Here is a 20619-nt window from a genome sequence, read left to right as displayed (position 1 = left end):
AATAACTAAAGGTGTCCCCTCCTGGCGGTAGATTCCTGAGAAGTTATGAAGAGCCTGTGGCTCAAGCTTGTTATGTATGGAATGCGAAGAGTCACTGGAGGTGTCTCTCCGGCGCCGTCATATGCGATACAACGAAGAAGAGGCGCCGGTTCAACCGAAGGTTGGTATGGAGGACCGATGAAGATCGAGCGCCAGCACCGGTGGTTTCTGCTCTCCAGCCTGTTGGTGATGGTGATATCGAGCGGCTGTGCGACCAGATCCGGCTCCGCAGTCGGACAGGAGAAAGCGACTGAACCGGCGGCCGCAGAGCAGGATGCCATGCGGGCGGAGCAAGTGGCCGAACCGGCCTTGAAGGAAGTGCCGCTTGAGCAGGCGCAGGAAGCCGAGCCGCTTCCGCCTGAACCGTCTGAACCGACCAAAGCCTACCTGCTCGATGTGCCCTTTGATTTTGACCGCTATGGCCTGCGAATGGACGCGGTGGCGATTGTCGAGACCAACGCCCAAAACTTGAGCAAGGACACCGTCTCCCAGATCGTGTTGGAGGGCCGCGCGGATGAAATCGGGACCGCGGCCTATAATATGGTGTTAGGCGAACGGCGTGCCAAGACGGTCAAGCGTTACTTGGAAAATCTGGGATTTCCTCCTTCCATCTTATCGGTTGTGACCTACGGCAAAGACCGCCCCCTCTGCTTCGAGCACACACCCGAGTGCTGGCAGAAAAACCGCAGCGTGCGCTTCACGGTCAAGTAAGGCCTGCTCCCGTCTGGAGGTCCCCGGGAGTATGTTTAAGCGGGATCTCCGCGACCCTCTTTCACTGCTCCCGCACACCATTGGCCTTCCAGAAATTTTACAAGAATCTGACAACCCGTTAACCGGCTTGGAGCCGACCGTCTGGTATCGTTCCCAGAAAAGGAGGCGAGATGCCGGACACCTTCCACACATTCATCATCCTGGGACTTGGACTGGCCGCCTGCTCCCCGATCATCTTGGCGATTCAGACCTTGCGGGGGATGCGGACCAAACTCCTCTACCCTCTCTTGAGGATCAAACGTTCGGGGAGGAGCATCGAACCGTTGATCGTGCTCCTGAAGCAAGCATAGAGTCGGTCCCGGTTCGGCAATCTGTAAGAGTCGTATCGCAGAAACGGGCAAACACACATAACCAAGGAGGAATCAGATGGTCAGAGTCGGGCAACTCATGACGGCGGAGCCGGTGACGGTCGATCGGGGGACATCGGTGATCGAGGCGGCGAAGGTCATGCGCCACCGGCGCATCGGCAGCGTCCTGGTACGATCTCGGGACCAATTGATCGGGATCGTGACCGAGCCGGATATCATCAGGAAGGCGATTGTGGAAGAACGACCTCTGGCCGCCATTGCGGTGGAGGACATCATGAGCAGCCCGATCATCGGAATCGACGAACGGCGCCCGATCACCGAGGCGGCGGATTTGATGCAGCAGAATCAGACCCGCCACCTGGCGGTGACCCAAAGCGGAAAAATTGTCGGGATGGTCTCGGTGCGGGATCTGTTGCATCCGGTCTCGATCGACGAGTTCTAGCAGAACCGTCGCCGCTCACGAGATCCTATCCGACTGGAGCTTGTATCCGACGCCGCGCACGGTCACGACGTAGGCCGGGTTGGCCGCGTCGGTTTCAATCTTCTGCCGCAGCGAATAGATGTGCACGTCGAGCGTATGCTCTTCCAGCGCCCAATCCTCTCCCCACACCCGATTCAACAGTTCCTGCCTGGTAAAGACCCGCGCGGGGTGCTGCATCAGGTGAGAGAGAATCTGAAACTCCTTCGGCGTCAGCTCGACCTCGCGTCCGTTGACGCTCACCTCATGTCGCTCCACATCCAGACAAAGTCCGCAGATCTCAAAGCGCTGGCCGCGGGTTGACGAAGCTCGAGTCCGTCTCAGGAGCGCTCTAATCCGCGCCACGACTTCCCGATAACTGTCCGTGCAGAGCACCTGATCGACGCCTGTCTGCAGGTCTTCAGCGCATTCCTCTTCTCCACAAGGTTGGCCGGGCGGCTGGAGCGACACGACCGGGATGCACTCCTTGGCGGCTGCCTGCAGCAAGGCCGCCAGCGATGGCTGTCGGCGATCGATCAGAACAAGAGCCGGTGAAGATTGTCGATACTTGGCGATCCCTTCATCGGCACTGCGCGCCAGGACACAGATATAGCCGTTGCTGGAAAGGCACTTGTCGAGCGATCGGGAGACGGTCTCGTCGCTCGTAACCGCCAAGATTGCTAACGGCCCGTTTGCCATGGCACCCTCCTCTGAAGAAACCGCCGCGAGCGTATGTTGGAAGCGTTGCCAAACAGTAATGCGGGAATTACGTGTCAGTAAATTCTGACTCGGCCCGACCCTCCTACTAGAGCCGCCTCGGGCGGAGCTTTGGATTCCTGCACAATTAACACGGAATTTACACTGTCATGAATTGTACGACACGGCGTGAAAGTATACGAGGTGCGCCATGTCAATCCTACGTGTACCTGACGAATAAATTACCCGATTGTCATTGCACCATACCCGAGCATTGATCGTACCTTACAAAAAAGGAGGGGCGAGTGAAGAACGAGCGAAGGTGGTCAGGCAGTATCCGTCAGTTCCTGAAGGAGCACATCATCGTTCCCATATTCAGGATCTGGATCTTGCTGATCGGTATGGCGTTTGTACCTGGTCTGGCAGCAGCGACCGGCTTGATTCAGCAGCAGGTAGGCGACCCCTCGCTGATCGGACCGGTCCGGTCGGGCGATCGTGGGGCATCCGATCCCCGATCGGTTGTCGCGCAGTCGACGACGAGCGCCGAAACGATCCAGATGACTGATCCGGTTCAAGTGACTGGTCAGTATGAACGCCCCGCGACCGGACAACGGCTTGCGATTCAAAGCTCAACCCTGGAGAATCTGTTGCTCGAAAAGGGGATCTTGACGCAAGAAGATTGGGTCCGGCTCAAGGCGGAGGAAGAACGCCGCATTTTCGAGCAAACCGCAGAAATGCAATTTGCTGGAAATCCTCGCTGGTATGAGCGGATTCGGATCAATGGTTATACGCAATTCCGCTACAATCTCGGAGCCACGGACGGACGGTTCGACCTCCCGTTGACGGATAGTTTCGGCGATCAACAGGGGAATGAATTTTATGTCAGGCGGCTCCGGTTGGTCTTTCAAGGGCAGGTCTCTGAACGGATAGCATTTTTTCTACAGTTCGCGTTGGAGGGCAGCCAACAGGTCCTCTCCAATCAAGAGATGATCGATAACTATGCGGACTTCTATCTAACAAAGGACCGCGTCCATCGCTTGCGGTTCGGGCTCCACCGCGTTCCGAATTCATTCGACACCTACCGATCGAGCACCAATCGACAAGAACTCGACCGGCACGAGTCCATCCAGAGCGGCGCTCCCGGCGAGAGAGACTTGGGAATCGCCTATTACTACAGTTCCAAGACCGCCCAAGAGCGGTTTGCACAACTCGCCGCCTATCATAATGGACCTGGCGATTACGGCATGTTCGGGATCATGGTCTATAACGGACAGGGGCGCAGTCGACTGGAGCTGAACAAGAACAAGCACGTGGGGGCTCGTCTCGCCTATCCGTTTCAGTTCCGAAACGGCCGATTGTTGGAAACCGGCGTCCATGGCTATTACGGCTATTTCTCCGTGCCAGGAGTGAGCCAACCGAATGTCGCGAGCGCGGCCCGATGCCACGACCGGTTAACCGCAGAAGGGGGGTGCGACGTCAAGGACCAACGGTTCAACGCCTACATCTGGACGCCGCCGCAACCCTGGGGCATCATGGCCGAGTTCACGATCGGCCGCGGTCCGCAACGCAACCAGCAGACCGGCTTTGTCGATGAAACCCAAGTCTTAGGGTACTACATTCAAGCCAACTATACCTGGCGGTATTCGGACGTGGGCATGCTCACTCCGTATGTTCGTTGGGGGGAATACTATGGTGGGTTCAAATCAATTAACGGAGCACCGGATGGACAATCGAGAACCTTGAATTTCGGATTGGTCTGGGAGCCGGATACGCATCTCCGCTTTGTGGCTGATTGGATGATCAAGGACGGATTGAACAGCACCCTGGTAGCCAATCAGTCCCAGATCGATTTTGACGCCTCGCAACTCCGGTTCCAGGCTCAGTGGTTTTGGAACTAGGAGATGGACGGCCTGGGAGGGGAATCCGGTCCCGGCTGAGTGGCGTGACAGCCGATAGGACACCGTCCGGAGGCTCGCACACCAGAATGACTTCCCTCGCTTCATATCGCAATCCTCATGAGCCAGTAAGCGTGACTCCAACTCATTCAGGACAAGCACAATCCTTACCGGAACTGTTCGCTCCACCCCTGCCGTGGATACTGGCCCTTGTCTTGGGGGGCCTTCTACTGATCGTTGATAGTCTTCTGCCCCTGAGTTTGGGCAACGGTACGTTGTACGCCCTCCTAATGTTATTTGCCTTTTTCATCCCCTCACCCCGGGCTCCGATGGTGCTCGCTAGCTATGCGACAGTGCTATTGCTCGCCGGCTTCCTGCTCAGCACGGAACTCCTGGGTGTGCCAGAATGGGTCTCTGTGTACAATCGTCTTTTCGCACTCATCGTCATTTGCGTCTCGGCCTGGTCTATTCAGGAACGCCAGAAAGCGGGATCTGCGCTCCAGCGTCTCTACGACGAACTGGAGCAACGGGTCCATGAGCGCACCAAAGATCTCTGTAATCTGAATCAAACCTTGATCGAGGAAATTCACCAACGTCGTGAAGCGGAGCGTATTCTGCGTTCTCATGAAGCGGCGCTGGAAGCGAGCCAGGCGGCCTTGGAGCAAAGCCGACAAGACTTGCAGGACCTTACCGCGAAACTGTTGACGGCCCAGGAACAGGAGCGCCGCCGCATCTCGCATGAGTTACATGACGATATCAACCAACGGCTGGCATTGCTGGCGATGGATCTACAGGCCTTGGAACAGGATGAGCGAGGCATCCCGGTTGCGATTCGAGAAAACCTGCGGTCTTTGCTCTCTCGGACGACCCAGCTTTCCGACGATATTCGGGGACTGGCCTACCAATTTCATCCTTCGGTCCTGGACGACCTCGGCTTGAACGCGGCGCTTGAGTGCCTAGTCGATGATTTTCAGACCCGAACCGGCATCAAGACGATCCTCGTGTGCCAGGACCCTATGGAAGACCTACAGGAAGACGTGAGTTCATGTCTTTACCGCGTCGTCCAGGAGAGCCTGTCGAATATCGCCAGACATGCCAGGTCCGCGCGGGTCGAAATCGAGTTGACTGCGGACGAACAAAGACTCGAGTTGTCGATCCGCGATCACGGATGCGGGTTCGAGGTGCACAATGTGAAACGAGGCCGCAGGGGCATGGGGATACTGAATATGCAGGAACGGGTCCGAGCCGTGCAGGGGGTGTTCAAGCTGGATTCTCAGCCCGGACGAGGCACCCTGATTCTCATCACGATCCCACTTTCTGTGAGGTTTCGACAATGAAACCACGAGTGCTCCTTGCTGACGACCATACCCTCGTCCTCGCCGGATTCGTCAAGTTGCTCGAAGACAGTTGCGAGGTTGTTGGGTTGGTGGAGGATGGTCGTGCGCTCCTTGATGCAGCCCAGCATCTACAACCTGACATCGCCATTGTGGATATTTCGATGCCCCTGTTGAACGGCATTGAGGCCTGCAGTCGAGTCCGCGCGGCCTCCCCCCAAACCAAGTTGATCATCGTGACCATGCATGCGGCGATGCCCTATGTCCAGGCGGCCTTCAAGGCGGGAGCGGCGGGCTACGTTCTTAAACGATCTGCGACCGATGAACTTCTGCAAGCTATCCGCACGGTGCGAAGCGGGAACTATTACGTGACTCCGCTGATGACCAAGGAGGTGGTCAATGTCTTGGTGAAGGGCCCGTCGGACTCGAACGCCTCTCTCGATGACCTTTCAACGCGGCAACGTGAAATCCTCCAACTGGTGGCCGAGGGGTACACGGTCAAGGAAATAGCCGGTCAGTTAGGCCTTTCGCCGAGAACCGTTGAGTTTCATAAGGGGCGCACCATGCAGCAGTTGCAGGTGCGCAGCACGGCTGAATTGGTTAAGTATGCTATTGCCCACGCCTTGATTGTTCCGACCTAGGCAGTGGCGAACGCTCCAGTGGCATCTATCACGGTGTGATGCTTCCGGGCGTTCGATGCCTCTGCCTTCCCACCAAACACCCTCGCGACTGCCGATCTCCTGTTGTATTCCGATCGTGGTGCCCTTGAGCCAGATCCAGAACGACTCTGCCAACTGCGGCTTTTACGTGCCGACGGATCGAACCGATACCGGCATCGCCGACCATTCATACTGGACCCCCGCCCCCGCAACACACTGTTAACGCCACTTTCATGACCTCGTGACGCGCCCTCTGCATAACCATCGATGCGAAGACGGAAGACAGGCTGCCCCGAGAGGTGCCGCTTCGACAGCCGTATCGCGCAGCAGCATTGAGGCACACCATTCACCATCGCTTTGCGGGCTTCATGAAGGAGGGATGCATGCGGGAACGGTCACAGGGACGAATCTCACACAATCAATGGATTCTTCCGGTTTTCTGGTCGATCGGTCTGACATTCGCAGCCGGCCTAGCATCAGCAGCAGGCCCGGCTGACCAGCAGTTGGCCGATCCTTCCATGATCGGGCCGGTTCGGCCGAGTGAACGTATGATGATGTCTCAGGCAGGATCGGTCCTCGCGCAGGCGTCCGGCAGCGCTGAGCCGATCCAGATGACGGATCCTGTCCACGTGACCGGTCAACAGGAACGGGTCACATCCGGCCAACGGCTCTCCATTCAGAGCACAACTCTGGAGAATCTTTTGCTCGAAAAAGGAGTCCTGACGCAAGACGACTGGATACGGCTTAAGGCGGAGGAGGAACGTCGCATCTTCGAGCAAACCGCGGAAATGCAATTTGCCGGAAATCCTCGCTGGTATGAGCGGATTCGCATCAACGGCTATACGCAATTCCGCTACAACCTCGGGGCAAGCGATGGCAAGTTCGATATCCCGTTGAACGACAGTTTCGGCGATCAGCAAGGCAACGAGTTCTATGTCCGCCGGCTGCGGCTGGTTTTTCAGGGCCAAGTCTCCGAACGGGTGGCCTTCTTCATTCAATTCGCGCTCGAAGGCTCGCAGCAGGAACTCTCTAATCGAGAAATGATCGACAATCACATGGACTTTTACCTGACGAAGGATCGAGTCCATCGCCTGCGAATGGGTCTTCATCGTGTTCCAAACTCCTTCGACACCTACCGCTCCAGCACCAATCGGCAGGAGTTGGACCGGCACGAATCGGTGACCAGCGGGGCTCCGAATGAGAGAGACTTGGGCATCGCCTATTACTGGAGTCCCAAAACCGCTCAAGAGCGATACGCGCAGTTGGCTGCCTATCACAATGGCCCGGGCGACTACGGCGTCTTTGGCATCATGGTCTATAACGGGCAGTCGCGAAATCGTCTTGAGCTCAACAAGAACAAGCACGTGGGGGCTCGTCTCGCCTATCCGTTTCAGTTCCGAAACGGCCGATTGTTGGAAACCGGCGTCCATGGCTATTACGGCTATTTCTCCGTGCCAGGAGTGAGCCAACCGAATGTCGCGAGCGCGGCCCGATGCCACGACCGGTTAACCGCAGAAGGGGGGTGCGACGTCAAGGACCAACGGTTCAACGCCTACATCTGGACGCCGCCGCAACCCTGGGGCATCATGGCCGAGTTCACGATCGGCCGCGGTCCGCAACGCAACCAGCAGACCGGCTTTGTCGATGAAACCCAAGTCTTAGGGTACTACATTCAAGCCAACTATACCTGGCGGTATTCGGACGTGGGCATGCTCACTCCGTATGTTCGTTGGGGGGAATACTATGGCGGGTTCAAATCAATTAACGGAGCACCGGATGGACAATCGAGAACCTGGAATTTCGGATTGGTCTGGGAACCGGATACACACCTCCGCTTCGTGGCTGATTATGTGTTCAAGAACGGATTAAACAGCACCCTGGTAGCCAATCAGTCCCAGATCGATTTTGACGCCTCGCAACTCCGGTTCCAGGCCCAATGGTTTTGGAACTGAGGACTTCACCGCCCGTGAGGGAGTCCTGGAATCATCCCAGGGCTCCCTCTTCCCGGAGGGTGTACTGATCTTAATCGGCTCACAGGGGTTTCATTCTTCTATCGAGGTCGAGCATGAGAAACCGAACGCATGTCGGTAACGCCCGCGCGCTGATTGTCGATCCTGAGTTTACCTTCGGACTACCCTTCGCTGATTGGCTGGCCGGCGGCGGGTATCATCCAATTTTAGTTCGCTACCTTGACCCGGTGGTGGACCAACTGCGCGACATCGATCTCGATGTGATTGTATTGAGCCTTGAGTCGACCCAGCAAGATGGGGCGACTCAGCACTGTGATGGATTGCGGCTGGTCCGCAGTGCCTGCCCGAGCCTGCCGGTCATCGCGATCACCAAGTCCAGCCCAAAAGCCTGGGTCGATATATTCTTGCGGGATTCTGCAGGAGATATATCTCCAATCCCAGTAGAGCTGACTCGAATGGTGGCTTGGATTCAAACAAGACTGGATACTTTTCCCTTCCCCACTTGTTTCCTTTCGGCCAACCAGGCGCTCTGGGAATGAAACGGGTGTGGCGACATACTGACCCCCTGCAAAGCCAACCGATGCCAGAAGGCATGTGAAAAGATTCGCATCGATCACATGTCTGACGGAAGAAAGCCGAACGGTCGAGCCAGTTACCGTTTTGAAGCCGACGGATCCCCCTTCATCTCGTGGTCGAGCAGCTTCAAGTCAACCGCAAGGATGCGTCCCTCGTCGATATAAGGCCACGGCCGGCGCTCGTCAGGAGGCACCAAGACATAGCTTGGCACGAATGAGGCACGGAAGCTGTTACGGGAAATGGGTTGCAAGGGATTATCGACGGGATCGATCTCATACATCATGTTGATATTAATGGAGTCGGACGGCAACGTGCGATCATTGGCCAGGATGAAATAGAGGTGCTGGTCTTGTACAAACAACCCTCCTGATGTGACAGCAAGTCCCACACTGACATCCGTGTACCGACGATAAAATGTGACGAGTTCCTCCGGTTTCGCCTGGGCGAGTGCGTGGCTTAACTGAGGAGCCAGTGCTTGAATCTCCATGGGGGAAAAGGCCGCAGCAGCCTGCGCCTCTCCCATCACCATCGAACCGATCATCCCCTTTCGGGAGATCACGCGCACCCCATTCAACACAGCCGCCATTTGTTCTGTGCTCACCCGTGCAGGATGGCCGTGCTCCCCGTTCCTCCGCTCATCAACCTCCAGCCGAATTGAGGTCAGAGAATCTCGATACAGCTCGCGGGGAGGGGGCGAGCTTGCACAGCCTTCGGCCAACACCAGGAGGGCCACGAGCACAGAGCCAACCCAGGATGGGGAGTTGTTCTTCATCGAGATCACCCCTTCTTCGTCGGAAGACAAGACATTGCGTTTCGCTGAACGGTGCCGAGCGGTATCCTATCAGACGTGGCATAAGAAAAGGGAGCGTCCTCCCGATCAGAGAACGCTCCCCTCACGTGTGAACTCTGCCTACTGGCGTGATACCAAGATCGCGTCTATCGCCTGCCTTGTTCGGCAAGCCGAAGGTCCGTTTCACCGGCCGCCGGTATACCCGCTAGGCCTGTTTTCGCAAGCTTCAGTTCTTGACGGTTCCTGGCAATCTGGGTTCCAGTCAAGGGGTAGTATCCTGCACGAGCGACCGTCTCTTGTCCTTGGCGGCTATTGACAAAGGAGAGGAACTCCCTCAGCACTCCATCCAATTCACCAGTTGGATTTTTCTTCACATACAGATATAGCTCTCGACCCAACGGATAGGCGCCCGATATGACTGCTTCCCGAGAGGGAAGGACGGCAGGCTGGCCGCTGTCCGGCGCAATCGGCACTGTGCGGACGGCGGAAATCTGGAACCCCTCACCCGCATACCCGATTGCTTGGGGATCTTGGGCGATGGCGATGATCTCCGAGGCCGAGCCCGGCTGCTCAATCAACGTGTCATTTAGCTCGCCGTCTTTGAGAGCGACATGTTTGAAAAAGTCCCGCGTACCAGAGCGCTTATCTCGTCCGAAGAGATGTATGGGCTCGCTGGCCAACGAGCCCGGCACACCGATCTGACCCCAGTGCGTAACGGGTGCGTGTCCGCGTTTGCGATCCTTGCCGAAGATCGCATCCACTTGCTGCATCGTCAGTTGCTGAACGGGGTTGTCCTTCTGCACATAGATGGCGACCGCGTCCATTGCAACAGGGACTTCGAGCGGACGGTGTCCATGGTTAGACTCAAAGCCCTGAATTTCATCCTCGGTCAGTCGGCGGGATGAAGCCAGTAGCTCCACTGTGTTCGATCCCCCTGTCCCCCGCCCCCGTACCTTGTCCCCCCGTCGCTGATAAGAAATACCGAGCTGAAACTCTCGGACGGCAGCGCCCGATCCTACCCCTTCCACCGCAATCTGGGTGGAGGGATGCAAAACCATAAATTGGGCGGCAAGCTTGGTCAGGAGCGGGCGCATCGTATCGGAGCCCGCGATGCTGAGTTTGCCCGACAGCCCGTTCTGACTCACGTAGGGCTCAATCGTGGAATCAACGGTCACCCCTCCAGTTTGATTATGTCCGGCAAGCTCTGCCGCCGCTGTGGACACGAACGTTGCCAAGCAGGCCGAGGCCACGACACCGGGGATGAGCCTCCAGTAGGCGGGAACATGACGGGTTTGTGTCATCATCTGAAACCTCCTTCGCTGCAATGGATGATCGTGATGGTCCGGGATCTGGACAGACATGTCATTGGCGGGGACTCTATCGTTGCCCCATTGCTGACCAGTCATCCGGCTGTTAACTCTACGTTAACTCTTTGGTCGGCCGCCCACTGGCTGGTCGGGAACAGACTCAAGGCCGCTCCCTCCTCAACATCATCCGCCGCGCGGTTCCAGTCATTCCGCAGCCCGAGGCTTTCCGCGAGACCTGTTTGCTTGGGCACAGAGTTAACCTCGTTGCAACCCGTCCTTGACCCTTGGAGAGGCCGCTTCGGCTATACTCACAGGAAATTCCATCCGTATGAAGGTTACCGCCAAGGGAGCAACTGTATGTGGGACGATCTTGGAGAAGTACCGCTGACCAGCTTGGAATTGTTTGGCGGCATACTGTTGCTTTGGTTCGTTTGGTCGATCGGATCCGATGTCCGGAATATTTTTCGGCTTCGCAAATAGACCGGTGGCAAATCACAGCGAGATGGTTCCGCCTTCCATTTTATTCTGCTGAACGATCCATTTGAGGACCGTTCCATCTCATCTTGTCGCGTGGAGAAAGCTTGCAGGCAATCGTTTCAGGTTGAGGTCTGCGGGGCCATATGCCGGATGATCTTGCCTTCGACCATGTAGACCACCAGTTCGGCGATATTGGTGGCATGATCCGCCACCCGCTCGATGGACTTCGCGACGAACGTCAGGCGGATGGCGCGCGAAATGGTCCGAGGATCTTCCAGCATGTAGGAGAGCAATTCCCTGAACAACTGCCCCATGAGGTCATCGACGAAGTCGTCGTCTTTCATCACTTTCTGCGCGAGAGCGACGTCGCCTCCGACAAAACTGTCGAGGCTCTCTTTGACCATGGTGACCGCCCACTGTCCCATGCGCGGAATGTCGATGTAGGGTTTCAGTTGCGGCTCTCGATTCAACTCGATGGCCCGTTCGCTGATGCTTTCGGCCAGATCGCTGATCCGCTCGAGTTCGCTCGCGATCTTCATGGCGGTCGTGATCAGGCGGAGATCGCGGGCGGCCGGCTGGTGGAGCGCCAACAACCCGATACAGTCCTCGTCGATTTCCACATCCAGCGCATTGACGCGATGATCCCCATCGATCACCCGGACCGCGAGAGCGGAATCCCTGGCGGTCAAGGCCCGCAAGGCGTTCTGGATCTGCCCCTCGGCCAACCCGCCCATTCTGAGCAACTTGGCCTTGAGTTGCTGAAGCTCGTCGTCAAAATGCCGCTGCATGGCGTGCTCCCCTTTTCTCCTACCCGAATCGACCGGTGATATAGTCTTCGGTTTGCTTGTTCGAAGGGGTCGTGAAGATCGTCTTCGTCTGGCTGAATTCGATCAACTCGCCCAGGTACATGAAGGCGGTCCAGTCGGACACGCGCGCCGCCTGCTGCATGTTATGCGTCACGATGAGAATCGTGACCGTTTGCTTCAGTGTAAGGAGCAGCTCCTCTACGCTGGCCGTCGCGATCGGATCGAGCGCGGAGGTCGGCTCATCCAGCAGCAGCATTTCCGGGTTGGTGGCGAGGGCACGGGCGATGCAGAGGCGCTGTTGCTGCCCTCCCGAAAGCGACGCACCGGACTGGTCCAGGCGGTCCTTCACCTCTTCCCAGAGGGCTGCGCCTCGTAAGGCCCGCTCCACGGCCTCGTCCAGGAGCGCCCGGCTGGTGATCCCGCGCACCCGCAAGCCGTAGGCGACGTTTTCGTAGATGGACTTCGGAAAGGGATTGGGCTTCTGGAAGACCATCCCGATCCTCATGCGCACGTCGATCGGATCCATCCGAGGGGACAGGATATTGCACTGGTCCGGATACAGCATGATCTCGCCCTGGTACCCGTTGCCGACATAGAGGTCGTGCATGCGGTTGAAGCAGCGGAGAAACGTCGACTTGCCGCAACCGGACGGACCGATCAATGCGGTAATTTGATTCTGCCCCACCGGCAACGTGATGTTCCGCAGCGCCCTGGTGGCCCCGTACGAGAACGAGAGGTTTTTGGCTTCCGCCTTGAGTGTGGCCGGCCCGCCCAAGAGAGATGGCTCATTCATCACGCCGACTCCTGCTGTCTCTGTTGTCTGTGTGGGCATGGCTTCGCTCCTCTACCAGGTAATCCGTTTGCGCATGCGGTACCGGAGATAGATGGCGGCGCCGTTCATCATGAGGGTCATCACCATCAAGATCACACCGGCCGCAGCGGCATTGCTCAAGAAATCATCCCCTGGACGGGAAACCCAGGAAAACATCTGGATCGGCATGGCCGTAAAGGCCGAGTTCAGCCATTCGAACGAGACAAACGGCGGTTCGGCGGTGATCGGCGCCGGTGGAAGAAACGCAATAAAGGTAAGGGCCCCGATCGTGATGATGGGAGCGGTTTCCCCGATGGCCCGACTCAACCCCATGATGACCCCGGTCATGATGCCGGCCAGCGAATAGGGCAGGACATGCTCGGTGACGGTCTGCCATTTGGTCGCCCCCAGCGCGTAGGCAGCCTCTCGAATCTGAACTGGAATGGCACGGATGGCCTCCCTGGTGGCGACAATCACGACCGGGAGGATGAGCAGCGCCAGGGTCAACCCCGCCGTCAGGATGCTCTCCCCCATGCCGAACAGGTACACGAAGGCGCCGAGGGCCAGAAGGCCGTAGATGATCGAGGGAACGCCCGCCAGATTCGTCACGGTGATTTCGATCAACTCGGTCATTCGATTGCGGGGCGAATATTCTTCGAGGTACAGGCCCGCCGCCACCCCGATCGGCACGCCGGCGACGATGGTTACGAGCATGATCAGAGCGGTTCCGACCCAGGCGGACAGGATGCCGGCGTCCGCTGCTCGGCGGGAGGGAAAGGATGTGAGAAACCGCCAGTCGATTCGCGACAGCCCGTCCAACAAGAGCTGGCCGAACAGCAGGACCAGGGCGATGACTGCAACAGCCAGAGTCCCAAGCCCGAAGACCGTGAACAGGCGCTCAGCCAACCGCCGGCGGGCTAAATTTCTTTTTTGGCCGGACAACAACGGTGACGGCATCAGTACACCTCCCGGAAGCGTTTGCGCAGGAGATGACCGAATACATTGAAGGCCAAGGTCATGAGGCAGAGGACCAATCCTGCCGCAAAGATGCTCTGATAGCCGATGCTCCCGTGTGGCAGATCGCCCAAGGCGACCTGGACGATATAGGCGGTGATCGTGGCGGCCGGTTCCATGGGGTTCCAGGTCAGGATGGGATTTTGCCCCGCGGCGATGGCTACGACCATGGTTTCGCCGATCGCGCGCGAGATGGCCAGGATATAGGCGGCGACGATGCCGGAGGTGGCGGCGGGGCCGACGACTTTCAGCGCCGTTTGCAATCGAGTTGCCCCCAGCGCATAGGAGGATTCCCGTAGCGCCATGGGAACGGCCCGCATGGCGTCTTCGCTCAGCGAGATCACGAACGGCATGATCATGATGCCGATGACGAGGCCTGGCCCGAGCATGTTGAATCCCGGCAGATCCGGCAGAATCACCTGAAGCCCCGGCGTGACGACCAACAGGGCAAAGTAGCCGTAGACCACGGTGGGGACCGCCCCCAGCAGCTCCAGAATCGGCTTGATGAATTCGCGCAGCGGCGCCGGGGCAAATTCAGATAGATAGACGGCGGCCACCGTGCCCAAGGGGATGGCGACGAGCAACCCAACCCCGCTCGTGACCACGGTGCCGGCGACCAACGGCAGGATGCCGAAGTGCGCGTCGGCAAACAGAGGCGTCCAGAGGGTGTCCGTCAGAAAGTCCGTGAGCGACACATGCTGGAAGAAGGCCAGCGATTCGTAGAGCAGGATGGCGAGAATACCGAAGGTCACGGCGATGGACGCGCAGGCGGCCATGAACAAGATGCCTTCAGCCAGCCCTTCATACAGGCGTCGGAGCTGGCGGCGCGACAAGCGGACGTCGTTCTTGTCGAATCCCACTTGCTTGTCGGCGTCGGAGACGACCGCGACGGATTTATTCACAGCTTGGGGTCTCGCTTGAGAATGTCGTCGATGGGCAATCCGACCTCCGGGGTTCCGCCGAACCCGGAACCCAGGCGCCCGTCCCGGAACCGTTGCAGGGCTATCCTGTATGCACCCTCCGGCAACGGAATGTATCGGACCTCTTCCGCCAGCTTGGCGCCCTGCGTCAGATAGAATTCGACAAATTCTTTGATCTCCCCTCGCTTCGCCGAGCTGTCCTTGACATAGATGAACAGCGGGCGCGAGAGCGGCGCATAGGCGCCCTTCAGCACGTTCTCCACGCTGGGAGCCACGGAGCCATGTCCATTGTCGATTGGGAGCGGCTTCAACCGTTTGGCATGGGGCGCGTAATAGGCAAAGGGAATATACCCGAGCGCGTTCTTGTTCGCTTCCACGCCTTGCACCAGGACGTTGTCGTCTTCGCTTCCGGTGTAGTCCCCACGGCTGGCCTTGGCCTTCCCGACCACGGCTTCCGTGAAATAGTCGAACGTGCCGGAATCGGAGCCTGCGCCGAAGAGGACCAGCGAGGTGTTCGGCCATTCGGGCCTGATCTGATTCCATCGCGTGACCGTGCCCTGGGCCGCCGGTTCCCACATCTTCTTGAGATCCGCCACCGAGATCGAGTTGAGCCAGGTATTGTGCGGGTTGACGACGACGGTCAACGCATCATAGGCGACGGGCAATTCGATATACTTGATGCCGTTCGCGCGACACAGTTCGATCTCTTCTTTCAGGATGGGCCTGGAAGCGTCGGCGATGTCGATTTCTCCGCGGCAGAATTTCTTGAACCCTCCCCCGGTTCCTGAAATCCCGACCGTCACGCGAACCGCCCCCTTCGCGGCCTTCTGGAATTCCTCCGCCACGGCCTCGGTCACCGGATAGACCGTGCTGGACCCGTCGATCTTGATGATGGGCTTTCCCTGGGCCGGCAGGGGTGCATCCGGAGCGACCGCAGCAATCAGCAGGCTTGCGAACCCGATTCCCATGAAGAAACGAGTCATCATACGCCCCTTTCAGATCCATTCGCGTAGCAGGAGAGGAGCATGGAGAACGGGGATTACCCCGCCGTTATTGAATGATCAAGAAACAGTTACATCTGGGACCAGGCCGACGGGGACGCTACAGGAAACTTCCCCGGAAGTTTACGCGCAGGTGATGCGGTCTTGACGATGTAGAAACGAGGACAGGCGACTATCAGCACATATGGTCGGTTGAACGCAGGGATACAAGAACCGGAAAGGAGAGAGGCGCTCCATGAAGAGTTGGGTCCATGATCATATCGCCATCGTGCCGGTGGGCGAGACGGAACGAGAGGGAGTCGTCAGGCAAGCGCTGGTCCGCATGCTGGCGTTCGACCCCTCCCAGTTGTGGAACCGGCTGACGAGGCTTTCGCTCAGCCTCTTGATCGTGACGATCCAGATCGCCTTCATCTGTGGGGTGGGACGGACGCTGCTCGATATTCCGCTGATGTTCCAATCGGCTCTCGAGGTGGGCCTGCGGCAGGTCATCGTCGATGCTCTGATACTCCTGGCCGTGGTCGAGGTGCTAAAGACCACGCTCACCTACTTTTCGGCCGGGCGCGTCAAGGTAACGTTCATCGTGGACACGATCCTCGTCGTCATGTTGACGGAGGTCATCTCCGAGTGGTTCCAAGGCGCCGATCCCTTCCGGTTCGCCATGCTCGGCGGGATCCTGCTGGTGTTGGCCGTGACCCGCGTGGTGGCGGTCCGGTTCTCCCCCGCCGGCTCTGTCGAACGGGAGCAGCAGGAGGAGGCGATATCACCGAGCGACCGCGCCGAAGCTTGCTGATGATGATAGTCCTCCAGGAGGCGGCTGATGCAACAAGATAACGGCAGAGCTGACGCGCTGATACTCGATCTCTTGGCACAGGATGCGGCTCATCCTCTCACGCTTGAAGAGGTGGCGGCGATGCTGCCGGAGCTGAGCTGGGCGGAACTGTTCCATGCCGTAGACCATTTGAGCCGCCGGAGACGGATCGTCCTGTCGAGGCATGGTTTTACCTACCTGTTGGCCGATCTCGCTCGCTCCGGCCAACAGACGGAGGTGGTCATGGCCGGCTCCGTGCGTGATTCCCGCTGATCTCAACCAATCCCATTTGGGCCGAGCAGGTCTGTCGCAAGGGCTCCCTGGCTTATGCTAAGCTCGGAGCCCAAGGTGACAGGGCTTGTCCGCCGTTCTCCACCGCAGAGGCGGATGGTGCACGGAGCCGAGAGCAGTCTCCTGCATCCGGCTCCGTTAGCCGCCGCCTGCTAGGGTTTCATGGCCAAACTCGGCATTCTCGATATCGGCACCAATTCCATCCATCTCGTCCTGGCCGAGGTCGAACCCGACTTCTCCTATAAGATCGTCGATCGTCTCAAAGACATCACGAGATTGGGCGACGGGGCGTTTGTCGCCAGACGTTTGTCGGACTCGGCGGTGGCGCGCGGGTTGGAGGTGATCCGCAATCTCGTGCGGCTCGCCAGGAACCGGGGCTTCGAGCGCATCGAAGCGGTGGCCACCAGCGCCGTGCGGGAGGCCAGAAACGGCGGCCAATTTCTGGAACAGATCGCCCGCGAGACTGGTTTGACCGTCCGCGTGATCACGGGGAGCGAGGAAGCCCGGCTCATTTTTTTGGGCGTCCAGCACAGCATGACGCTCACCGAACGCCCGATTTTGGTCGTGGACGTCGGTGGCGGATCGGTCGAACTGATGGCAGGCAACCGGGAGGGCCTGCTGCGGGGATGCAGCCTGAAGTTGGGCGCCATTCGCCTCAAGGATCTGTACCTTCACCGCAATCCCAACTCCAAGTCGATGCAAAAGCAGATGCGGGCCTTGATCCGGACGCAACTGGAAGAGGCGTTCAAGGACTTTCGCCGCACGCGCTTTGAGCGTATTGTCGCGACCTCCGGCATGGCCGGCAATCTGGCGGAAGTGATTCACCTGGAACGGACGGGACGCCCCCTGCCCCAGCTCAACCTGGCCACGGTGGCGCGCAAGGATCTTGAAGCGATTGAAGCGCGTCTGGGCCGATCCGGTCCCAAAGAACGCCTGGCGATTCCGGGCATCGATCCCAAGCGGGCCGACACGCTGTTCCCGGCCGCCACGGTGCTGCGCATGGTGCTCGAGCTCTGCGAAGCGGAGGAGCTGATCATCAGCGACAAGGCCATCAGGGAGGGCGTGATCTATGATTTCATTCAGCGCCATCGCGAGAAGATCAAGGCCGAACAGGAGATCCCGGATGTCCGGCGGAGAAACGTGATCGGTCTGGCGCGGCGGTGCCAGGTCCCGCTGGACCACGGCGACCATGTGGCCAAATTGGCGCTTCAGCTCTTCGACCAGACCAGGGCCGTTCACGGCTATGGGCGGAAGGAGCGGGAATGGCTGGAATATGCGGCGCTGCTGCACGACGTCGGCTACATGATCAATCCCCGGCAGCACCACAAGCACACGTACTATTTGATCAAGCACAGCGACCTGTCGGGATTTCAGTCGGAGGAGATCGAGGTCATCGCGAACGTTGCACGCTACCATCGGCGCTCGCATCCGCAGAAGAAACACGGCTCCTTTGGGGCTTTGTCCGGCACGATCCGCCGGGTCATCGAGATACTCAGCGCGATGCTCCGCGTGGCCGACGGCCTCGACCGCTCCCATTTCGCCGTGGTCCGCAGCCTTCAGGTGCGCCTCGGCGCCACCATTACGATCTCGCTGCAGACCGCCGGCGATGTCGAGCTCGAACTGTGGGCCGCCAAAGGCCGCGCCGATCTGCTGGAGAAGGTCCTGGGCCGGAAGGTTCAGTTCGTGAAGATTCGCGCGAAGGGAGCCGCGGCATGACCGCCCAGACAAGCACGTTCGCCCAACCCCATCCCTATCCGGGAAAACTCATCATCGTCGAGGGCATCGACGGGTCCGGAAAGAGCACGCAACTGTCGCTGTTGCAAAAATGGCTGGAGTCGAAGGAATACAAGGTCTTTTTCACGGAATGGAATTCGTCAGAACTCGTCAAGGACACGACCAAACGAGGCAAGAAGAGCAAAAGCCTCACGCCGACCACCTTCAGCCTGCTGCATGCCACCGATTTCGCCTCTCGCTTCTACCACGAGATCCTGCCGCCGTTGAAAGCCGGCATGCTGGTGTTGGCGGACCGCTACGTCTATACCGCGTTCGCGCGCGACGCGGTCCGCGGAGTCTCCCCGGCCTGGGTGCGGAAAGTCTACCAGTTCGCGGTGCGCCCGGACATGGCGTTCTATTTCAATGTCCCCATCGACGTGGCCATGGGACGTCTCTTGCGCGGCACGCGCGCCCAGCTCAAATATTACGAGGCTGGCATGGACATGAATCTCCACCCGGACCTGACCGAAAGCTTCCGGATCTTTCAATCGCGGATTCTCATGGAATACGACAAGATCGTCGGCGAGTACGGCCTGACGGTGATGGACGCGACGAAGGATATCGAGGTCCAGCAGAACGAAATGCGCCGGCTCGTCGATCAGGCGCTGGTCAACTACAAACCCAAACGGGGCACGCATGGCAAGCGGACAGTATTTTGGCGACGGTTTAGCGTACGTCGATCCGAGTGATCTCAAAGGGCAACTGATCGCGATCGAGGGGACCGACGGGGTCGGCCGGTCCACGCACATCGAATCGTTGCAGGAGTGGCTGGAGGTTCAGGGATACGGGGTCGTGACGACCGGCTGGACCAGGTCCACCCTGATGTCCAAGACCATCGAAATGGCCAAGCAGGGGAACATCCTCGACCGCTGGTCGTTCAGCCTCCTCTATGCGACGGATTTTGCGGATCGGTTGGAGCACCAGATCATTCCGGCCCTGCGATCCGGCTTCATCGTCCTCGCGGACCGGTATATCTACACCGCGTTTGCCCGGGACATCGTCCGGAGCGGCGACCGCAAATGGATTAAAGACGTGCTGGGCTTCGCGCTGGTGCCCGACCTCGTGTGTTATCTGCGGATCGACGTGGACACCCTCGCGCTCCGGGTCATTGAAACCAAAGGCATGGATTTCTGGGAATCGGGCATGGACCTTCGCCTCGGAACGGACCTCTACGACAGCTTCAAGAAGTATCAATCGCTGATGATCGAGGAGTTCGACAAGATGGCGGAGGAATTCGGGTTCGAAGTCGTGGATGCCCGGAAACCGCCGGAGGAAATCCAGGAGGAGCTGCGTTCGCACATTCAACCGTTGCTGGAACGGACGTCCAAGAAGGTCGAGTTGCTCGGCGCCGACATGGCCCCGCCGATTTCATAAGACGGTCCCGCGTTCACCGTCCTTTTATCCGCGTATCCGCTTTACAAGGCTCGGAGCGCGGAGGGCGGCATCCACCATTCGAGCAGGCCCCGTCCCGGCTTGGGATGTTCCCCAAACGTGATCAGGCAGGCGCCGGCCTTTTTCATCGAGAGGGCCGCGGCGGGCTTGCCGAACAACATGAGGCTCGCGGCCTCGCTGAGGTGCGGTTCGTGCCCCACGCAAATGACCGTGGCGTCATTGGGGAGGGTGGCCAACAGGGGAAACAGCTTGTCGGGCGGACTGTCGGGAATCAGTTCGTCGCAGATGCGGGGCGAGGCCTTGATTTTCAGCATGTGATACAGAATCTGAGCGGTCTCATGCGCGCGAAGAAACGGGCTGGTCAGGATATGGGTGGGACGGATATCAAGGTTGGCGAGTCCCTCGGCTGCTTGCCGCACGCGGTTCTCGCCCTTCTTGGTCAGCGGCCGCTGCGCATCTTCTCCCTGCCAGTCTTCCCGTGCGACGGCGATGCCGTGTCTGAATAGGACACACTGCATGATGGG

General features: G+C 58.7%; 22 protein-coding genes. 13 read left to right on the top strand and 9 right to left on the bottom strand.

The annotated features are described in order from the left end of the window. Positions 1-177 precede the first annotated feature (177 nt). The 3 genes from QWI75_RS11955 to QWI75_RS11945 all read left to right on the top strand — a co-directional run bounded on the left by QWI75_RS11955 (position 178) and on the right by QWI75_RS11945 (position 1560). Positions 178-750, top strand: coding sequence for an OmpA family protein (locus QWI75_RS11955; protein ID WP_289268803.1), 573 nt, complete (start codon positions 178-180; stop codon positions 748-750). A gap of 170 nt (positions 751-920) precedes the next feature. Beyond that, complete coding sequence (locus tag QWI75_RS11950; protein ID WP_289268802.1) at positions 921-1100, top strand: hypothetical protein; 180 nt, start codon at positions 921-923, stop codon at positions 1098-1100. A 76-nt stretch (positions 1101-1176) separates the two neighbouring features. Beyond that, positions 1177-1560 (top strand): CBS domain-containing protein, encoded by a 384-nt coding sequence (locus QWI75_RS11945; RefSeq protein ID WP_289268801.1) that lies wholly within the window; start codon positions 1177-1179, stop codon positions 1558-1560. Between the two features lie 15 nt (positions 1561-1575). Here the strand turns inward: QWI75_RS11945 and QWI75_RS11940 are convergent, their stop codons facing one another. Next, positions 1576-2274 carry a winged helix-turn-helix domain-containing protein gene (locus tag QWI75_RS11940; RefSeq protein WP_289268800.1) on the bottom strand — a complete coding sequence of 233 codons (699 nt, stop codon included), beginning with the start codon at positions 2272-2274 and terminating at the stop codon, positions 1576-1578. 398 nt (positions 2275-2672) lie between these two features. On the opposite strand from QWI75_RS11940, the gene QWI75_RS11935 reads away from it, so the two are divergent. The 5 genes from QWI75_RS11935 to QWI75_RS11915 all read left to right on the top strand — a co-directional run bounded on the left by QWI75_RS11935 (position 2673) and on the right by QWI75_RS11915 (position 8668). Further along, the gene (locus QWI75_RS11935; protein WP_289268799.1) at positions 2673-4169 is read left to right on the top strand and encodes a porin; all 1497 of its coding nucleotides are present in this window, start codon (positions 2673-2675) and stop codon (positions 4167-4169) included. A gap of 413 nt (positions 4170-4582) precedes the next feature. After that, positions 4583-5503, top strand: coding sequence for a sensor histidine kinase (locus tag QWI75_RS11930; protein ID WP_289268798.1), 921 nt, complete (start codon positions 4583-4585; stop codon positions 5501-5503). Then, entirely contained in the window at positions 5500-6141 is a 642-nt protein-coding gene (locus QWI75_RS11925) for a response regulator (protein WP_289268797.1), read from the top strand. The genes QWI75_RS11930 and QWI75_RS11925 overlap by 4 nt, the downstream gene beginning before the upstream one ends. A 566-nt stretch (positions 6142-6707) precedes the next feature. Then, positions 6708-8111, top strand: coding sequence for a porin (locus QWI75_RS11920; RefSeq protein WP_289268796.1), 1404 nt, complete (start codon positions 6708-6710; stop codon positions 8109-8111). Between the two features lie 113 nt (positions 8112-8224). Continuing rightward, positions 8225-8668 carry a hypothetical protein gene (locus QWI75_RS11915; RefSeq protein ID WP_289268795.1) on the top strand — a complete coding sequence of 148 codons (444 nt, stop codon included), beginning with the start codon at positions 8225-8227 and terminating at the stop codon, positions 8666-8668. Positions 8669-8781: 113 nt separating this feature from the next. Here QWI75_RS11915 and QWI75_RS11910 read toward each other — a convergent pair whose 3' ends face one another. The 7 genes from QWI75_RS11910 to QWI75_RS11880 all read right to left on the bottom strand — a co-directional run bounded on the left by QWI75_RS11910 (position 8782) and on the right by QWI75_RS11880 (position 15816). Continuing rightward, entirely contained in the window at positions 8782-9291 is a 510-nt protein-coding gene (locus tag QWI75_RS11910; RefSeq protein WP_289268794.1) for a hypothetical protein, read from the bottom strand. Between the two features lie 350 nt (positions 9292-9641). Beyond that, positions 9642-10799, bottom strand: coding sequence for a PstS family phosphate ABC transporter substrate-binding protein (locus QWI75_RS11905; protein ID WP_289268793.1), 1158 nt, complete (start codon positions 10797-10799; stop codon positions 9642-9644). A gap of 599 nt (positions 10800-11398) precedes the next feature. Beyond that, complete coding sequence (gene phoU / locus QWI75_RS11900) at positions 11399-12067, bottom strand: phosphate signaling complex protein PhoU (protein WP_289268792.1); 669 nt, start codon at positions 12065-12067, stop codon at positions 11399-11401. A 19-nt stretch (positions 12068-12086) separates the two neighbouring features. Continuing rightward, positions 12087-12878 (bottom strand): phosphate ABC transporter ATP-binding protein PstB, encoded by a 792-nt coding sequence (gene pstB / locus QWI75_RS11895; protein WP_289268791.1) that lies wholly within the window; start codon positions 12876-12878, stop codon positions 12087-12089. A 51-nt stretch (positions 12879-12929) separates the two neighbouring features. Continuing rightward, entirely contained in the window at positions 12930-13853 is a 924-nt protein-coding gene (gene pstA / locus QWI75_RS11890) for a phosphate ABC transporter permease PstA (RefSeq protein ID WP_289268790.1), read from the bottom strand. Then, a complete protein-coding gene (pstC, locus tag QWI75_RS11885; RefSeq protein WP_370693638.1) occupies positions 13853-14743 on the bottom strand; it encodes a phosphate ABC transporter permease subunit PstC in 891 nt (296 codons plus the stop codon). Before pstC ends, pstA begins: the two co-directional genes overlap by 1 nt. A 65-nt stretch (positions 14744-14808) precedes the next feature. Next, a complete protein-coding gene (locus QWI75_RS11880) occupies positions 14809-15816 on the bottom strand; it encodes a PstS family phosphate ABC transporter substrate-binding protein (RefSeq protein WP_289268788.1) in 1008 nt (335 codons plus the stop codon). Positions 15817-16066: 250 nt separating this feature from the next. Here QWI75_RS11880 and QWI75_RS11875 point away from each other — a divergent pair, with 250 nt between their 5' ends. The 5 genes from QWI75_RS11875 (at position 16067) to QWI75_RS11855 (ending at position 20077) form a co-directional block, all read left to right on the top strand. Further along, on the top strand, positions 16067-16621 hold the full coding sequence (locus QWI75_RS11875) for a phosphate-starvation-inducible PsiE family protein (protein ID WP_289268787.1): 555 nt from the start codon (positions 16067-16069) through the stop codon (positions 16619-16621). A 27-nt stretch (positions 16622-16648) separates the two neighbouring features. Then, positions 16649-16912 carry a hypothetical protein gene (locus tag QWI75_RS11870; protein WP_289268786.1) on the top strand — a complete coding sequence of 88 codons (264 nt, stop codon included), beginning with the start codon at positions 16649-16651 and terminating at the stop codon, positions 16910-16912. A 180-nt stretch (positions 16913-17092) separates the two neighbouring features. Next, positions 17093-18646 (top strand): Ppx/GppA phosphatase family protein, encoded by a 1554-nt coding sequence (locus QWI75_RS11865; RefSeq protein WP_289268785.1) that lies wholly within the window; start codon positions 17093-17095, stop codon positions 18644-18646. After that, positions 18643-19392 carry a dTMP kinase gene (locus QWI75_RS11860; RefSeq protein WP_289268784.1) on the top strand — a complete coding sequence of 250 codons (750 nt, stop codon included), beginning with the start codon at positions 18643-18645 and terminating at the stop codon, positions 19390-19392. The genes QWI75_RS11865 and QWI75_RS11860 overlap by 4 nt, the downstream gene beginning before the upstream one ends. Beyond that, positions 19340-20077: a dTMP kinase gene (locus tag QWI75_RS11855; RefSeq protein WP_289268783.1), complete on the top strand. Its 738-nt coding sequence runs from the start codon at positions 19340-19342 to the stop codon at positions 20075-20077. The genes QWI75_RS11860 and QWI75_RS11855 overlap by 53 nt, the downstream gene beginning before the upstream one ends. Positions 20078-20118: 41 nt before the next feature. Here QWI75_RS11855 and sixA read toward each other — a convergent pair whose 3' ends face one another. Then, a complete protein-coding gene (gene sixA, locus QWI75_RS11850; RefSeq protein ID WP_289268782.1) occupies positions 20119-20613 on the bottom strand; it encodes a phosphohistidine phosphatase SixA in 495 nt (164 codons plus the stop codon). Positions 20614-20619 lie beyond the last annotated feature (6 nt).

This window comes from Nitrospira tepida (genome assembly GCF_947241125.1).
Classification (GTDB): Bacteria; Nitrospirota; Nitrospiria; order Nitrospirales; family Nitrospiraceae; genus Nitrospira_G; species Nitrospira_G tepida.
The sequence above is the reverse complement of the archived record's forward strand: the minus strand, read 5'-3'. Positions and strand labels throughout refer to the sequence as shown.